Here is a 15,434-nt window from a genome sequence, read left to right as displayed (position 1 = left end):
GTTTCGTCTGTTGACGTTTCGTACAGGCCTTTGGCCGCAGCCTCCGTGGAAGAACCTAATGAAAAGCGCAGAAATCCGTGAAGCCTTCCTTCGCTTCTTCGAAGAGCAAGGCCACACCCGTGTAGCCTCCAGCTCTTTGATTCCGGGCAACGACCCAACCCTGCTGTTCACCAACGCGGGGATGAACCAGTTCAAGGACTGCTTCCTGGGCCAGGAAAAGCGCGCGTACACCCGCGCCGTCTCCAGCCAGAAATGCGTGCGCGCCGGCGGCAAGCACAACGACCTGGAAAACGTCGGTTACACCGCCCGTCACCACACCTTCTTCGAAATGCTGGGTAACTTCAGCTTCGGCGATTACTTCAAGCGTGATGCCATCACCTACGCCTGGAACTTCCTGACCTCCGAGAAGTGGCTGAACCTGCCGAAGGAAAAGCTGTGGGTCACCGTCTACGCCAGCGATGACGAGGCTTACGACATCTGGACCAAGGAAGTCGGTGTGCCGGCCGAGCGCATGGTGCGTATCGGCGACAACAAGGGCGCGCCATACGCCTCCGACAACTTCTGGACCATGGGCGATACCGGCCCGTGCGGTCCTTGCACCGAGATTTTCTACGATCACGGCGCCGACATCTGGGGTGGGCCACCGGGCTCGCCGGAAGAGGACGGCGACCGTTACATCGAAATCTGGAACAACGTGTTCATGCAGTTCAACCGCACCGCCGATGGCGTGTTGCACCCGCTGCCAGCGCCGTCGGTGGACACCGGCATGGGCCTGGAGCGGATCAGTGCCGTGCTGCAGCACGTTCACTCGAACTATGAAATCGACCTGTTCCAGAGCCTGTTGGCCGCTTCGGCCAAGGCCATTGGTTGCAGCAACGATAACCAGGCGTCCCTGAAAGTCGTGGCTGACCACATCCGTTCCTGCGGCTTCCTGATTGCCGACGGCGTGCTGCCGTCCAACGAAGGCCGTGGCTACGTGCTGCGCCGGATCATTCGTCGCGCCTGCCGTCACGGTAACAAGCTGGGCGCCAAGGGCAGCTTCTTCTACCAGATCGTTGCCGCTCTCGTGGCCGAGATGGGTGAAGCATTCCCGGAGCTGAAATCCCAGCAGGCGCACATCGAGCGCGTACTGAAAGCCGAAGAAGAGCAATTCGCCAAGACCCTGGAGCAGGGCCTGAAAATCCTCGAGCAGGATCTGGCCGAGCTCAAGGGCGACGTGGTTCCGGGCGATGTAGTGTTCAAGCTCTACGACACCTACGGTTTCCCGATGGACCTGACCGCGGACATCGCCCGCGAGCGCAGCCTGACCATCGACGAAGCCGGTTTCGAGCGTGAAATGGAAGCCCAGCGCGTCCGTGCACGTTCCGCCAGCTCCTTCGGCCTGGACTACAACAGCCTGGTCAAGGTTGATGTCGATACCGAATTCACCGGCTACCACGCCACCAGCGGTTCGGCGAAAGTCGTTGCTCTCTATAAAGATGGCCAGTCCGTGGACGTCTTGAGTGAAGGGCAGGAAGGCGTTGTGGTGCTGAACCAGACCCCGTTCTACGCCGAATCCGGCGGCCAGGTTGGCGATTGCGGTTACCTGCAGGCCGGCAACAGCCGTTTCGACGTGCGCGACACCACCAAGACCGGCGGCGCATTCCTGCACCACGGTGTGCTGGCTTCGGGCAGCCTGATTGTTGGCGCACCGGTGGAAACCCACGTTGAAGCCGACGTGCGTCACGCCACTTCGCTGAACCACTCGGCCACGCACTTGCTGCACGCTGCACTGCGCAAAGTGCTGGGCGATCACGTTCAACAGAAAGGCTCGCTGGTCGACAGTCAGCGCCTGCGCTTCGACTTCAGCCACTTTGAAGCGATCAAGCCGGAGCAGATCAAGGCGCTGGAAGACATCGTCAACGCCGAGATCCGCAAGAACTCTGCCGTTGAAACCGAAGAAACCGACATTGAAACCGCCAAGCAGAAAGGCGCCATGGCGCTGTTCGGCGAGAAGTACGGCGACAACGTGCGCGTGCTGAGCATGGGTGGCGATTTCTCCGTCGAGCTGTGTGGCGGTATCCACGCCAACCGTACCGGCGACATCGGCCTGCTGAAAATCATCAGCGAAGGCGGTGTGGCATCGGGTGTGCGTCGTATCGAAGCGGTCACCGGCGCTGCGGCGCTGGCTTACTTGAACGCTGCTGAAGAACAACTCAAGGAAGCGGCCAGCCTGGTCAAGGGCAGCCGCGAAAACCTGATCGACAAGCTGTCGGCCGTACTGGAGCGCAACCGCGCGCTGGAGAAGCAGCTCGAGCAGTTGCAGGCCAAGGCCGCTGCTGCCGCCGGCGACGATCTGTCGGCTTCGGCTGTGGACGTCAAAGGCGTGAAGGTTCTGGCCGTGCGTCTGGATGGTCAGGACGGCAAGGGGCTGCTGGCGCTGGTCGATCAGCTGAAAAACAAACTCGGCCGCGCAGTGATCCTGCTCGGCAGTGTCCATGAGGAAAAGGTCGTACTGGTTGCAGGCGTGACCAAGGACCTGACTGGCCAACTCAAAGCCGGTGATTTGATGAAACAGGCTGCTGCGGCAGTGGGCGGGAAGGGCGGTGGTCGTCCGGACATGGCGCAGGGCGGCGGTGTCGACGCCGGCGCACTGGATAGCGCACTGGCGCTGACCGTTCCATTCGTCGAGCAGGGTTTATAAGACGGTCTGTCGGGCCCGCAGTCTAGTGGCGGGCCCGGCGGCTGTTCGAGTGATTATTGGGCGCCCTTCATGGGCAGAGGCGGCTTTGAAATGGCTTTGATCGTACAGAAATTTGGAGGCACCTCGGTCGGCACTGTCGAGAGAATCGAGCAGGTCGCCGACAAGGTTAAGAAATTCCGCGATGCCGGCGATGACCTGGTGGTTGTGCTGTCTGCAATGAGCGGCGAAACCAACCGTCTGATCGATCTGGCCAAGCAAATCAGTGGCGAAGATCAGCCGGTTCCACGTGAACTGGACGTGATCGTTTCCACGGGTGAGCAGGTGACGATCGCCCTGTTGGCCATGGCACTGATCAAGCGCGGTGTGCCGGCGGTGTCGTACACCGGTAACCAGGTGCGGATCCTGACGGACAGTGCGCACAATAAAGCGCGTATCTTGCAGATTGATGACCAGAAGATTCGCGGTGACCTGAAGGCCGGCCGTGTGGTTGTGGTCGCCGGTTTCCAGGGCGTCGACGAGCACGGCAACATCACGACCCTCGGGCGTGGCGGTTCCGACACTACCGGCGTGGCGCTGGCCGCTGCGTTGAAGGCTGACGAGTGCCAGATCTACACCGACGTCGATGGTGTCTACACCACTGACCCGCGTGTGGTATCGGTTGCTCAGCGTCTGGACAAGATCACCTTCGAAGAGATGCTGGAAATGGCCAGCCTCGGTTCCAAGGTGCTGCAGATCCGTGCCGTGGAGTTCGCCGGCAAGTACAACGTTCCGCTGCGCGTACTGCACAGCTTCAAGGAGGGTCCGGGCACCCTCATTACTATTGATGAAGAGGAAACCATGGAACAGCCGATCATTTCCGGCATCGCTTTCAACCGCGATGAAGCCAAGCTGACCATCCGTGGCGTGCCAGACACCCCGGGCGTGGCGTTCAAGATTCTCGGCCCGATCAGTGCCGCGAACATCGAAGTCGACATGATCGTGCAGAACGTCGCGCACGATAACACCACCGACTTCACCTTCACCGTGCACCGCAACGACTACCAGTCCGCGCAGACAGTACTGGAAAACACCGCTCGCGAGATCGGTGCCCGTGAAGTCGTCGGCGACACCAAGATCGCCAAGGTCTCGATCGTCGGCGTCGGCATGCGTTCCCACGCAGGCGTGGCCAGCCGCATGTTCGAATCCCTGGCGAAGGAAAGCATCAACATCCAGATGATCTCGACTTCGGAAATCAAGGTTTCCGTCGTGATCGAAGAGAAATACCTGGAACTGGCCGTGCGCGCCCTGCACACGGCTTTCGAACTGGATGCTCCAGCCCGTCAGGGCGAGTAATCCTGGTCAATGAAGGGCGCGGTCTGACCGCGCCCTTTATTTTTTGAATGGCGCGAGCCCTGAACTGTTCTTTTGCTCGCGCTGGTCAATACTCAGGCATGTAGGGCTACGATCGCTCCGGTTGTAGGTCGGGTGCCTTTTTTTTGCAGACTGTTGTCCCTGAAATGATTCGCGTGAGGAGAAAGGTATGCTGATTCTGACTCGTCGGTGCGCAGAAAGCCTGATTATCGGTGATGGCGAAATCACCGTGACCGTGCTCGGCGTCAAAGGAAATCAAGTGCGTATCGGCGTCAATGCCCCGAAAGAGGTCGCCGTGCACCGTGAGGAAATCTACCTGCGTATAAAGAAAGAGAAGGACGAAGAACCAAGTCATTAATTTTTATTGATTTTTATGTTTGCAAACGGGGAAAAGGTTGGTTAAGATACGCCCCGTGTTGCGGAGAGCTGGCCGAGTGGCCGAAGGCGCTCCCCTGCTAAGGGAGTACACCTCACAAGGGTGTCGGGGGTTCGAATCCCCCGTTCTCCGCCATTATTTGCTTAGTACGTTGTAATCTGGCTTTTTCTGTAAGTTGTTGAAATTAATAGAAAAAGTGGTTGGAATAGAGATTAGACGGGCTATAATGCGGCGCAACAAATGCACTCGTAGCTCAGCTGGATAGAGTACTCGGCTACGAACCGAGCGGTCACAGGTTCGAATCCTGTCGAGTGCACCATTTAAGAGTCAGTTGCAGCAATGTAAATGACTCGGCTTCAACCAGGTGTGATCTGGTCTAACAAACACAAACACAAATGCACTCGTAGCTCAGCTGGATAGAGTACTCGGCTACGAACCGAGCGGTCACAGGTTCGAATCCTGTCGAGTGCACCATTTAAGAGTTAGTTGCAGCAATGTAAATAACTTGGCTTCAGCCAGTTGTGGTCTGGTCTAAAAACACAAATTGCACTCGTAGCTCAGCTGGATAGAGTACTCGGCTACGAACCGAGCGGTCACAGGTTCGAATCCTGTCGAGTGCACCATATACCAAAAAGCCCGCGTTTAACGCGGGCTTTTTGCTGTCCGGGATTTGAGTTTTCCTGTCACGCATCCTTTCTCATCAAAATCGACCTGAGCACTACGGCCTCGCTTGAGGTCATAACGATAAGTCGTTGCCGAATTGCGGATGCTGATCTTGTCAGGCTTGCCCAGGGCGCTTTCAACATCCTGTTGGCTCATGCCGGCGATGATTCGTTGATTGATGATCGCTTCGCGCTTCTGTCGTGCGTCGATCAGATCTCCGCATTTGTCTTGTGTCCGGCCTACGACGGCCATTTCTCGCTTTCTGATATTCATACCGGACATTTCTTCGTGCCGGGCTTCGGGTATCAGTGCCACTGTCGAGCCGGGCGAGTAGGGGCGTACCTCCTGAAGTAAAAGGCGCTCATTGTTCGCGCAACTCAGCGTCGTGAATGTGAGGCTGCCGTCAGCAGCTTCGCAGCGGTGAAGTGTCGTTGTGTTCCCTGTGGACGGGAGGTAGAGCAGGGCGGTCAGCATGAATCGGGATGTTTTCGATGGCATTCGGCGTCCTCCGTGACGATCCCTTTCAAGCGTAGTCGGCAGTTTTTTCACCGCCGGTGTGTTTTCTTTTCAGGATGAGTCGTCGGAGTCTGAAGAGTCAGGACAGCGCTCAGCTTTGTCTCGCAAGCGCTTGTTTCAGCCTAGATTTTTAACGTTTAAAACCGTCAGGCGGTGTATCATTGCGCCCGTCAGCCCCGCCGGGGCTTATGGAAAACTTCCATGGACTTACCCAGTAGATACTCAGTACCCCGTTTTACCAATCATGAATTGACTGATTGATCCTTCCGGCGTGCCCCGCTGCTGGGAGTGGAGTTCGCCTATGTCCGAAATCGAAGTAAAGAAAACACAGGAAAGCCTGCAGGATCGCCTGGCTCAGGTCGTTGAGCTGCTGCAGCGCCAACGGGTCGTCGAAGACCTGACTCACCGCCAGGAAGGCGCACATCGTGACCGGGTCGAGAACCTGGTCCACCGACAAAATCTCGTCGAGCTGCAACGCAAGCTCGATGATCTGCACTCCGCCGACGTTGCCTACATTCTTGAAGCCCTGCCGCTGGACGATCGTCTGACGCTCTGGCAGTTGGTCAAGGCTGATCGCGACGGCGACATTCTTCTTGAAGTATCCGATTCCGTCCGTGAAACCCTGATCGCCGACATGGACGATCACGAGCTCCTGGCTGCCGCCAAGGACATGGATGCCGACGAACTTGCTGACTTGGCCTCCGAGCTGCCGCGAGACGTCGTCCATGAGCTGATGGAGACTCTGGATCAGCAGCAACGCGAGCGCGTGCGTTCGGCTCTCTCCTACGACGAGGAGCAGGTCGGTGCGTTGATGGACTTCGAGATGGTGACTATCCGTGAGGATGTCAGCCTCGAAGTGGTCCTGCGTTACCTGCGCCGTCTCAAAGAGCTGCCGGGTCATACCGACAAGCTGTTCGTAGTCGATTACGACGGTGTGCTCAAGGGCGTGCTGCCGATCAAGCGTTTGCTGGTCAATGATCCGGAGAAACAGGTTTCCGAAGTCATGGCCAGCGATCCGGTGAGTTTCCACCCGGACGAAGATGCCTACGACGCCGCTCAGGCGTTCGAGCGTTACGACTTGATCTCGGCACCGGTGGTCGACAAGAACGGCAAGCTGATCGGCCGTCTGACCATCGACGAAATGGTCGACCTGATTCGTGAGGAGAGCGAAAGCGAAGTCCTCAACATGGCGGGTCTGCGGGAAGAGGAAGACATTTTCGCTTCCGTCTGGAAATCCCTGCGCAACCGTTGGGCGTGGCTGGCGATCAACCTGATCACGGCGTTCGTCGCGTCGCGGGTGATCGGCCTGTTCGAAGGGTCGATCGAGAAGCTGGTGGCGCTGGCCGCTCTGATGCCGATTGTGGCGGGTATCGGTGGTAACTCCGGCAACCAGACGATCACTATGATCGTTCGCGCCATGGCGCTCGATCAGGTCAGCACGGGTAATACTTCGCGTCTGATGCGTAAGGAGCTCGCCGTTGCGTTGATCAACGGCCTGGTCTGGGGTGGAGTGATCGGTGTAGTGGCTTACATGCTCTACGGCAGTTGGTCGCTTGGCGTGGTGATGACGGCAGCGATGACGCTCAACCTGTTGCTGGCGGCGTTGATGGGGGTGTTGATCCCGATGACGTTGGCCAAGATGGGGCGTGACCCGGCAATGGGGGCCAGCGTGATGATTACGGCCATGACCGATAGTGGTGGCTTCTTCATCTTCCTGGGATTGGCGACGATTTTCCTGCTCTGATCTTATCGAACAGCCCGCCGATTGGCGGGCTTTTTTTCGTCCTTGAAATCCCGGATTGCGGGCAAAAAAAAGCCAGCATTCATGCTGGCTTGAGATATTCGATTTGACTCAGGATGCGTCTGCGGCCATTTCGGCGTCGTGGGCGATCAGAGAAACCAGTGCGTTCTGCTGGCGATGGGAGAGTTGACGGAAGCGTTGCAGTAACTCGCGTTCGTGCAGCGAAAGCTCCGGGCTGTCGAGGCGCATGCTCAGCTCTTCGCCCAGTGCGCCTTCCTGAATAAGACTCTGCTCAAGGCGCGCAATGATCTCGGAGTTCATGCTGCGATGATGATTGCGAGCCACCTCGGCAATGCGTTCACGCATTCCGTCTGGCAGGCGTACGACGAACTTGTCAGCCGTACGGCTGGAATAAATTGCCTGTTTCAATGGGCGCATATATTTAACCGGTTAGTTCAGGGGAGCGGTTCTCGGGATTGGCCGCAGGATGAGTCGTAGGACAAGCATCCGCGCCAAATGGTTCAACCTGAATTGTTAAGAGGCTCGCATCATGCCTCAAAATTGCCAGATCATTGGCGTCAATTCTGTGACAAATATTGATCTGGGTAAAGGCGTAATGCCAGCACCAATTATCAGAAATGCGGACTGGTTTGAAAAGAATGAGCCGGCCCGTATCGCTGACCGCGTCCTGAAGCGCACGAACGGATGCCCGAAGGCGTCAGACCGTGCATGCTATGCGGCTAAAATCGTTGTTCCTTACCTTGTACAGGATAGTGGCAAATGGCCGATTTACTAGGGGCGTGCACCTGCTGGGAGGCGTTTTCAGGATGGATGGCAAGCTTATTTATCTGATGGGGCCATCTGGCTCGGGCAAGGACAGCCTTATAGAGGCTGCGCGTGAGCGTTTGCATCTGCTGGATTGTGAGGTCATGCGCCGTGTCATTACTCGGTCGGCGGAATCTGTGGGTGAGGATGCGCTCAGTGTCACTCCTGAGGAGTTTGATCGGCGCCGACGCGCCGGTGAATTTTCATTGTCATGGCAGGCGAACGGACTCTCCTATGGTATTCCTGCTGAAATGGACCAATGGCTGAAAACAGGGCGCCACGTATTGGTAAACGGATCGCGCGCGAATCTGCGCCAAGCACTGGAGGGTTATCCGACGCTGTTGCCGGTTTTGTTGACAGTCAGGGAAGAGGTGTTGCGGGAGCGTCTGCTTGAGCGTGGGCGAGAGACGCTTGAGCAAATCAATTCCAGGCTTGCTCGCAACGCCTTGTTCCATGAAAGGAGGTCAATCAGCAGGCCTGTGTTCCAGCTCGACAATTCTGGCGAGTTGGCGGTGGCCGCTGATCATTTTGTGGAGTGGGTGAAGCTCAACGTAGTACCGGATCAAATTTGAACTTGCGGCCGGCTGCCAGTGCAAGCAAGAACAGCACTGCAAAAACGGCGCAACCGATCAGGGGCGGGGTTACTTCGGTTTGTTCGAACAGCGAAAAATGCAGGGCGCCGCTCAATAAGGCGAGGATCAAAAATCCTGCCGCTGACTTGGACATTCTGTACTCCTGAAGATGATTCAAAACACCAGGCGATCGATCGATTTCGCTTGCGACGTCTCGAGAGGGTCGCTGACTTCTTGCGAGTGGCTGCGCTGGTCACTCAGCACTGCCCACTGTGGCGCCTTTTGTACCTGCAAGTAATGCGGCATGCGCTGTGCAACCGGTTCAGTGGTCTCGGGGGCAAAGTGAAAGCCCACCAGAATCGCTAAAGCGATCGCGTTTGCAAGCAAGAGGGGGCGGTTCATGAGGCTGATCTCCGATCGTTCTTCTGCAGAGCAGCGAAGCAGTCGTCATGCCAACAGTTTAACTGCTGTTAAGTCCTTTAAAAACAAGCATTTAAGAGGAAGGTTAAAAAAGGGCGCATTGCAATGTGCAATGACGGCTATTTTGTGATGATGCAAATTGCACGGTAAATCGCCCTTCGAGATTGCGGGGCGCCTGCCTACACTTAAAATGCCCTACGGACGACATGACAAATCAAGGTTCGGCCGTTAACATGCTCGCCGTCCGTCGCGCAGCGTCTGCAAGCGACAACGTGTATGTCTCAGTAGCTCAATTGGATAGAGCATCCCCCTCCTAAGGGGAAGGTTGGCAGTTCGAACCTGCCCTGGGACACCATCTATACAAAACCTTCTTTGTTGATGTCCGCCGGCCTCACGGTTGATTATCACTTTCTGTTGTTTTCATATTTCTTTGATTTGCTGAAGCTGCGCGGGCTGGTTGCGTCTTGTGGGTGGCTCATTGCTTCTGAATCGACCCTCAGCTTCCTGTCTTGTAATGCAGTCGGTTCGATGGGGATTGCCTGGCTTTGCATTTTCATGGAGCCCGAATGTTCTTCTCTCTATATAGAGGAGCATGAGGGGGGGGGATTGGGTACAGTTGCTCGTTGCGCTGAATGCGCGCTGATATTGGATCTTTCGACGGTACTGAGCTTCTGACTGATAGAAAAATCAAATTAGGGGTTGACGGCAGATTCTGGAGGCCTATAATTCGCCCCACTTCCGGCGCAGTCGAAACGGAAAACTCCTTGAGATTCAATGAGTTAAGTAGGTTTCGATAGCGGATAGCTTCAGATCATCGAAGCCTGGAAGGAGTTGAAAGAGTGGTGATGTTTGGCTCTTTTGACGTTTCGATCTTCTCGATCGAAAGCGGAGAAAAAGAGGTGTTGACAGCAGCGTGTAACGCTGTAGAATTCGCCTCCCGCTAACGAGAGATCGGAAGCGCAAGTGGTTGAAGTTGTTGAAGAAATCTTCGAAAACTTCTGAAAATAATCACTTGACAGCAAATGAGGCTGCTGTAGAATGCGCGCCTCGGTTGAGACGAAAGATCTTAACCAACCGCTCTTTAACAACTGAATCAAGCAATTCGTGTGGGTGCTTGTGGAGTCAGACTGATAGTCAGCAAGATTATCAGCATCACAAGTTACTCCGCGAGAAATCAAAGATGTAACCAACGATTGCTGAGCCAAGTTTAGGGTTTCTTAAAAACCCAAAGATGTTTGAACTGAAGAGTTTGATCATGGCTCAGATTGAACGCTGGCGGCAGGCCTAACACATGCAAGTCGAGCGGATGAAGGGAGCTTGCTCCTGGATTCAGCGGCGGACGGGTGAGTAATGCCTAGGAATCTGCCTGGTAGTGGGGGACAACGTTTCGAAAGGAACGCTAATACCGCATACGTCCTACGGGAGAAAGCAGGGGACCTTCGGGCCTTGCGCTATCAGATGAGCCTAGGTCGGATTAGCTAGTTGGTGAGGTAATGGCTCACCAAGGCGACGATCCGTAACTGGTCTGAGAGGATGATCAGTCACACTGGAACTGAGACACGGTCCAGACTCCTACGGGAGGCAGCAGTGGGGAATATTGGACAATGGGCGAAAGCCTGATCCAGCCATGCCGCGTGTGTGAAGAAGGTCTTCGGATTGTAAAGCACTTTAAGTTGGGAGGAAGGGTTGTAGATTAATACTCTGCAATTTTGACGTTACCGACAGAATAAGCACCGGCTAACTCTGTGCCAGCAGCCGCGGTAATACAGAGGGTGCAAGCGTTAATCGGAATTACTGGGCGTAAAGCGCGCGTAGGTGGTTCGTTAAGTTGGATGTGAAATCCCCGGGCTCAACCTGGGAACTGCATCCAAAACTGGCGAGCTAGAGTATGGTAGAGGGTGGTGGAATTTCCTGTGTAGCGGTGAAATGCGTAGATATAGGAAGGAACACCAGTGGCGAAGGCGACCACCTGGACTGATACTGACACTGAGGTGCGAAAGCGTGGGGAGCAAACAGGATTAGATACCCTGGTAGTCCACGCCGTAAACGATGTCAACTAGCCGTTGGGAGCCTTGAGCTCTTAGTGGCGCAGCTAACGCATTAAGTTGACCGCCTGGGGAGTACGGCCGCAAGGTTAAAACTCAAATGAATTGACGGGGGCCCGCACAAGCGGTGGAGCATGTGGTTTAATTCGAAGCAACGCGAAGAACCTTACCAGGCCTTGACATCCAATGAACTTTCCAGAGATGGATTGGTGCCTTCGGGAACATTGAGACAGGTGCTGCATGGCTGTCGTCAGCTCGTGTCGTGAGATGTTGGGTTAAGTCCCGTAACGAGCGCAACCCTTGTCCTTAGTTACCAGCACGTTATGGTGGGCACTCTAAGGAGACTGCCGGTGACAAACCGGAGGAAGGTGGGGATGACGTCAAGTCATCATGGCCCTTACGGCCTGGGCTACACACGTGCTACAATGGTCGGTACAAAGGGTTGCCAAGCCGCGAGGTGGAGCTAATCCCATAAAACCGATCGTAGTCCGGATCGCAGTCTGCAACTCGACTGCGTGAAGTCGGAATCGCTAGTAATCGCGAATCAGAATGTCGCGGTGAATACGTTCCCGGGCCTTGTACACACCGCCCGTCACACCATGGGAGTGGGTTGCACCAGAAGTAGCTAGTCTAACCTTCGGGAGGACGGTTACCACGGTGTGATTCATGACTGGGGTGAAGTCGTAACAAGGTAGCCGTAGGGGAACCTGCGGCTGGATCACCTCCTTAATCGACGACATCAGCTGCTCCATAAGTTCCCACACGAATTGCTTGATTCATTGAAGAAGACGAAAGAAGCAGCCCGAAATTGGGTCTGTAGCTCAGTTGGTTAGAGCGCACCCCTGATAAGGGTGAGGTCGGCAGTTCGAATCTGCCCAGACCCACCAATTTTGTGTGGGAAACGCCTGTAGAAATACGGGGCCATAGCTCAGCTGGGAGAGCGCCTGCCTTGCACGCAGGAGGTCAGCGGTTCGATCCCGCTTGGCTCCACCACTACTGCTTCTGAAGTAAGAGCTTAGAAATGAGCATTCCATCGTGCTGATGGTGAATGTTGATTTCTAGTCTTTGACTAGTTCGTTCTTTAAAAATTTGGGTATGTGATAGAAAGATAGACTGAACGTTACTTTCACTGGTAACGGATCAGGCTAAGGTAAAATTTGTGAGTTCTCTTAGTTGAGAAATTCGAATTTTCGGCGAATGTCGTCTTCACAGTATAACCAGATTGCTTGGGGTTATATGGTCAAGTGAAGAAGCGCATACGGTGGATGCCTTGGCAGTCAGAGGCGATGAAAGACGTGGTAGCCTGCGAAAAGCTTCGGGGAGTCGGCAAACAGACTTTGATCCGGAGATGTCTGAATGGGGGAACCCAGCCATCACAAGATGGTTATCTTGCACTGAATACATAGGTGCAAGAGGCGAACCAGGGGAACTGAAACATCTAAGTACCCTGAGGAAAAGAAATCAACCGAGATTCCCTTAGTAGTGGCGAGCGAACGGGGACTAGCCCTTAAGTGGCTTTGAGATTAGCGGAACGCTCTGGAAAGTGCGGCCATAGTGGGTGATAGCCCTGTACGCGAAAATCTCTTGGTCATGAAATCGAGTAGGACGGAGCACGAGAAACTTTGTCTGAATATGGGGGGACCATCCTCCAAGGCTAAATACTACTGACTGACCGATAGTGAACTAGTACCGTGAGGGAAAGGCGAAAAGAACCCCGGAGAGGGGAGTGAAATAGATCCTGAAACCGTATGCGTACAAGCAGTGGGAGCAGACTTTGTTCTGTGACTGCGTACCTTTTGTATAATGGGTCAGCGACTTATTTTCAGTGGCGAGCTTAACCGAATAGGGGAGGCGTAGCGAAAGCGAGTCTTAATAGGGCGTCTAGTCGCTGGGAATAGACCCGAAACCGGGCGATCTATCCATGGGCAGGTTGAAGGTTAGGTAACACTGACTGGAGGACCGAACCGACTACCGTTGAAAAGTTAGCGGATGACCTGTGGATCGGAGTGAAAGGCTAATCAAGCTCGGAGATAGCTGGTTCTCCTCGAAAGCTATTTAGGTAGCGCCTCATGTATCACTGTAGGGGGTAGAGCACTGTTTCGGCTAGGGGGTCATCCCGACTTACCAAACCGATGCAAACTCCGAATACCTACAAGTGCCGAGCATGGGAGACACACGGCGGGTGCTAACGTCCGTCGTGAAAAGGGAAACAACCCAGACCGTCAGCTAAGGTCCCAAAGTTATGGTTAAGTGGGAAACGATGTGGGAAGGCTTAGACAGCTAGGAGGTTGGCTTAGAAGCAGCCACCCTTTAAAGAAAGCGTAATAGCTCACTAGTCGAGTCGGCCTGCGCGGAAGATGTAACGGGGCTCAAACCATACACCGAAGCTACGGGTATCACGTAAGTGATGCGGTAGAGGAGCGTTCTGTAAGCCTGTGAAGGTGAGTTGAGAAGCTTGCTGGAGGTATCAGAAGTGCGAATGCTGACATGAGTAACGACAATGGGTGTGAAAAACACCCACGCCGAAAGACCAAGGTTTCCTGCGCAACGTTAATCGACGCAGGGTTAGTCGGTCCCTAAGGCGAGGCTGAAAAGCGTAGTCGATGGAAAACAGGTTAATATTCCTGTACTTCTGGTTATTGCGATGGAGGGACGGAGAAGGCTAGGCCAGCTTGGCGTTGGTTGTCCAAGTTTAAGGTGGTAGGCTGAGATCTTAGGTAAATCCGGGATCTTAAGGCCGAGAGCTGATGACGAGTTGCCTTTAGGCGACGAAGTGGTTGATGCCATGCTTCCAAGAAAAGCTTCTAAGCTTCAGATAACCAGGAACCGTACCCCAAACCGACACAGGTGGTTGGGTAGAGAATACCAAGGCGCTTGAGAGAACTCGGGTGAAGGAACTAGGCAAAATGGCACCGTAACTTCGGGAGAAGGTGCGCCGGTGAGGGTGAAGGACTTGCTCCGTAAGCCCATGCCGGTCGAAGATACCAGGCCGCTGCGACTGTTTATTAAAAACACAGCACTCTGCAAACACGAAAGTGGACGTATAGGGTGTGACGCCTGCCCGGTGCCGGAAGGTTAATTGATGGGGTTAGCTAACGCGAAGCTCTTGATCGAAGCCCCGGTAAACGGCGGCCGTAACTATAACGGTCCTAAGGTAGCGAAATTCCTTGTCGGGTAAGTTCCGACCTGCACGAATGGCGTAACGATGGCGGCGCTGTCTCCACCCGAGACTCAGTGAAATTGAAATCGCTGTGAAGATGCAGTGTATCCGCGGCTAGACGGAAAGACCCCGTGAACCTTTACTATAGCTTTGCACTGGACTTTGAATTTGCTTGTGTAGGATAGGTGGGAGGCTTTGAAGCGTGGACGCCAGTTCGCGTGGAGCCATCCTTGAAATACCACCCTGGCAACTTTGAGGTTCTAACTCAGGTCCGTTATCCGGATCGAGGACAGTGTATGGTGGGTAGTTTGACTGGGGCGGTCTCCTCCTAAAGAGTAACGGAGGAGTACGAAGGTGCGCTCAGACCGGTCGGAAATCGGTCGTAGAGTATAAAGGCAAAAGCGCGCTTGACTGCGAGACAGACACGTCGAGCAGGTACGAAAGTAGGTCTTAGTGATCCGGTGGTTCTGTATGGAAGGGCCATCGCTCAACGGATAAAAGGTACTCCGGGGATAACAGGCTGATACCGCCCAAGAGTTCATATCGACGGCGGTGTTTGGCACCTCGATGTCGGCTCATCACATCCTGGGGCTGAAGCCGGTCCCAAGGGTATGGCTGTTCGCCATTTAAAGTGGTACGCGAGCTGGGTTTAGAACGTCGTGAGACAGTTCGGTCCCTATCTGCCGTGGACGTTTGAGATTTGAGAGGGGCTGCTCCTAGTACGAGAGGACCGGAGTGGACGAACCTCTGGTGTTCCGGTTGTCACGCCAGTGGCATTGCCGGGTAGCTATGTTCGGAAAAGATAACCGCTGAAAGCATCTAAGCGGGAAACTTGCCTCAAGATGAGATCTCACTGGAACCTTGAGTTCCCTGAAGGGCCGTCGAAGACTACGACGTTGATAGGTTGGGTGTGTAAGCGCTGTGAGGCGTTGAGCTAACCAATACTAATTGCCCGTGAGGCTTGACCATATAACACCCAAGCAATTTGCGCTTAAAAGCCAGATTGCGGTGTGTGAAGACGAAAGAACCGAAAGTTCGACGCTCACAAAGCACCGAAAACTATCCATACCCAATTTGCTGAAG

Annotated in this window: 9 protein-coding genes, 7 tRNA genes and 2 rRNA genes; 14 read left to right on the top strand and 4 right to left on the bottom strand. The window is 54.7% G+C overall.

The annotated features are described in order from the left end of the window. The first annotated feature begins 58 nt into the window (after window positions 1–58). From alaS to IF189_RS21215, 7 genes are all read left to right on the top strand, one after another. On the top strand, window positions 59–2,683 hold the full coding sequence (gene alaS, locus IF189_RS21245; RefSeq protein ID WP_192552205.1) for an alanine--tRNA ligase: 2,625 nt from the start codon (window positions 59–61) through the stop codon (window positions 2,681–2,683). A 90-nt stretch (window positions 2,684–2,773) separates the two neighbouring features. Then, window positions 2,774–4,015 (top strand): aspartate kinase, encoded by a 1,242-nt coding sequence (locus IF189_RS21240; RefSeq protein WP_007951048.1) that lies wholly within the window; start codon window positions 2,774–2,776, stop codon window positions 4,013–4,015. 187 nt (window positions 4,016–4,202) lie between these two features. Then, window positions 4,203–4,391: a carbon storage regulator CsrA gene (csrA, locus tag IF189_RS21235; RefSeq protein WP_002554426.1), complete on the top strand. Its 189-nt coding sequence runs from the start codon at window positions 4,203–4,205 to the stop codon at window positions 4,389–4,391. Window positions 4,392–4,453: 62 nt separating this feature from the next. After that, window positions 4,454–4,544 (top strand) — tRNA-Ser (locus IF189_RS21230). A gap of 107 nt (window positions 4,545–4,651) precedes the next feature. Then, window positions 4,652–4,728 (top strand) — tRNA-Arg (locus IF189_RS21225). A 78-nt stretch (window positions 4,729–4,806) separates the two neighbouring features. Beyond that, a tRNA-Arg gene (locus IF189_RS21220) sits at window positions 4,807–4,883 on the top strand. 72 nt (window positions 4,884–4,955) lie between these two features. After that, window positions 4,956–5,032: transfer RNA gene (locus IF189_RS21215), tRNA-Arg, on the top strand. A 19-nt stretch (window positions 5,033–5,051) separates the two neighbouring features. Here the strand turns inward: IF189_RS21215 and IF189_RS21210 are convergent. Further along, complete coding sequence (locus tag IF189_RS21210; RefSeq protein ID WP_134827821.1) at window positions 5,052–5,570, bottom strand: cell envelope protein SmpA; 519 nt, start codon at window positions 5,568–5,570, stop codon at window positions 5,052–5,054. A gap of 319 nt (window positions 5,571–5,889) precedes the next feature. Between IF189_RS21210 and mgtE the strand changes: the two genes are divergently transcribed. After that, window positions 5,890–7,332: a magnesium transporter gene (gene mgtE, locus IF189_RS21205; RefSeq protein ID WP_192552204.1), complete on the top strand. Its 1,443-nt coding sequence runs from the start codon at window positions 5,890–5,892 to the stop codon at window positions 7,330–7,332. A 108-nt stretch (window positions 7,333–7,440) separates the two neighbouring features. On the opposite strand, the gene IF189_RS21200 is transcribed toward mgtE, so the two are convergent. Continuing rightward, window positions 7,441–7,767: an Arc family DNA-binding protein gene (locus IF189_RS21200; protein WP_003178899.1), complete on the bottom strand. Its 327-nt coding sequence runs from the start codon at window positions 7,765–7,767 to the stop codon at window positions 7,441–7,443. Between the two features lie 389 nt (window positions 7,768–8,156). Between IF189_RS21200 and phnN the strand changes: the two genes are divergently transcribed. After that, window positions 8,157–8,726, top strand: a complete 570-nt coding sequence (phnN, locus tag IF189_RS21195) for a phosphonate metabolism protein/1,5-bisphosphokinase (PRPP-forming) PhnN (protein WP_134827819.1) — start codon at window positions 8,157–8,159, stop codon at window positions 8,724–8,726. Here the strand turns inward: phnN and IF189_RS21190 are convergent. Together IF189_RS21190 and IF189_RS21185 are read right to left on the bottom strand one after the other, a co-directional pair. Further along, window positions 8,701–8,880, bottom strand: a complete 180-nt coding sequence (locus tag IF189_RS21190) for a PA3371 family protein (protein ID WP_134827818.1) — start codon at window positions 8,878–8,880, stop codon at window positions 8,701–8,703. The two genes, phnN and IF189_RS21190, sit on opposite strands and share 26 nt — an antisense overlap. A gap of 20 nt (window positions 8,881–8,900) precedes the next feature. Continuing rightward, window positions 8,901–9,128, bottom strand: a complete 228-nt coding sequence (locus IF189_RS21185) for a hypothetical protein (RefSeq protein ID WP_134827817.1) — start codon at window positions 9,126–9,128, stop codon at window positions 8,901–8,903. 296 nt (window positions 9,129–9,424) lie between these two features. On the opposite strand from IF189_RS21185, the gene IF189_RS21180 reads away from it, so the two are divergent. The 5 genes from IF189_RS21180 to IF189_RS21160 all read left to right on the top strand — a co-directional run bounded on the left by IF189_RS21180 (window position 9,425) and on the right by IF189_RS21160 (window position 15,320). Further along, a tRNA-Arg gene (locus tag IF189_RS21180) sits at window positions 9,425–9,501 on the top strand. A gap of 882 nt (window positions 9,502–10,383) precedes the next feature. Next, window positions 10,384–11,920: ribosomal RNA gene (locus IF189_RS21175) — 16S ribosomal RNA — on the top strand. 81 nt (window positions 11,921–12,001) lie between these two features. Beyond that, window positions 12,002–12,078, top strand: a tRNA-Ile gene (locus tag IF189_RS21170). Window positions 12,079–12,108: 30 nt separating this feature from the next. Next, window positions 12,109–12,184 (top strand) — tRNA-Ala (locus IF189_RS21165). 245 nt (window positions 12,185–12,429) lie between these two features. Continuing rightward, a 23S ribosomal RNA gene (locus tag IF189_RS21160) occupies window positions 12,430–15,320 on the top strand. The 16S and 23S rRNA genes sit together here with 2 tRNA genes alongside, the layout of an rRNA operon. The last annotated feature ends 114 nt before the right edge of the window (window positions 15,321–15,434 follow it).

Origin of the sequence: Pseudomonas sp. IzPS59 (genome assembly GCF_014863505.1) — a bacterium.
Lineage (GTDB): Bacteria > Pseudomonadota > Gammaproteobacteria > Pseudomonadales > Pseudomonadaceae > Aquipseudomonas > Aquipseudomonas kribbensis.
The sequence above is the reverse complement of the archived record's forward strand: the minus strand, read 5'-3'. Positions and strand labels throughout refer to the sequence as shown.

Excerpts from the sequence above, each read along its gene's own strand:
- phnN (WP_134827819.1), top strand. The coding sequence starts at position 8,157 with ATGGATGGCAAGCTTATTTATCTGATGGGGCCATCTGGCTCGGGCAAG.
- IF189_RS21240 (WP_007951048.1), top strand. The coding sequence starts at position 2,774 with ATGGCTTTGATCGTACAGAAATTTGGAGGCACCTCGGTCGGCACTGTC.
- alaS (WP_192552205.1), top strand. The coding sequence starts at position 59 with ATGAAAAGCGCAGAAATCCGTGAAGCCTTCCTTCGCTTCTTCGAAGAG.
- IF189_RS21200 (WP_003178899.1), bottom strand. The coding sequence starts at position 7,767 with ATGCGCCCATTGAAACAGGCAATTTATTCCAGCCGTACGGCTGACAAG.
- mgtE (WP_192552204.1), top strand. The coding sequence starts at position 5,890 with ATGTCCGAAATCGAAGTAAAGAAAACACAGGAAAGCCTGCAGGATCGC.
- csrA (WP_002554426.1), top strand. The coding sequence starts at position 4,203 with ATGCTGATTCTGACTCGTCGGTGCGCAGAAAGCCTGATTATCGGTGAT.
- IF189_RS21190 (WP_134827818.1), bottom strand. The coding sequence starts at position 8,880 with ATGTCCAAGTCAGCGGCAGGATTTTTGATCCTCGCCTTATTGAGCGGC.
- IF189_RS21185 (WP_134827817.1), bottom strand. The coding sequence starts at position 9,128 with ATGAACCGCCCCCTCTTGCTTGCAAACGCGATCGCTTTAGCGATTCTG.
- IF189_RS21210 (WP_134827821.1), bottom strand. The coding sequence starts at position 5,570 with ATGCCATCGAAAACATCCCGATTCATGCTGACCGCCCTGCTCTACCTC.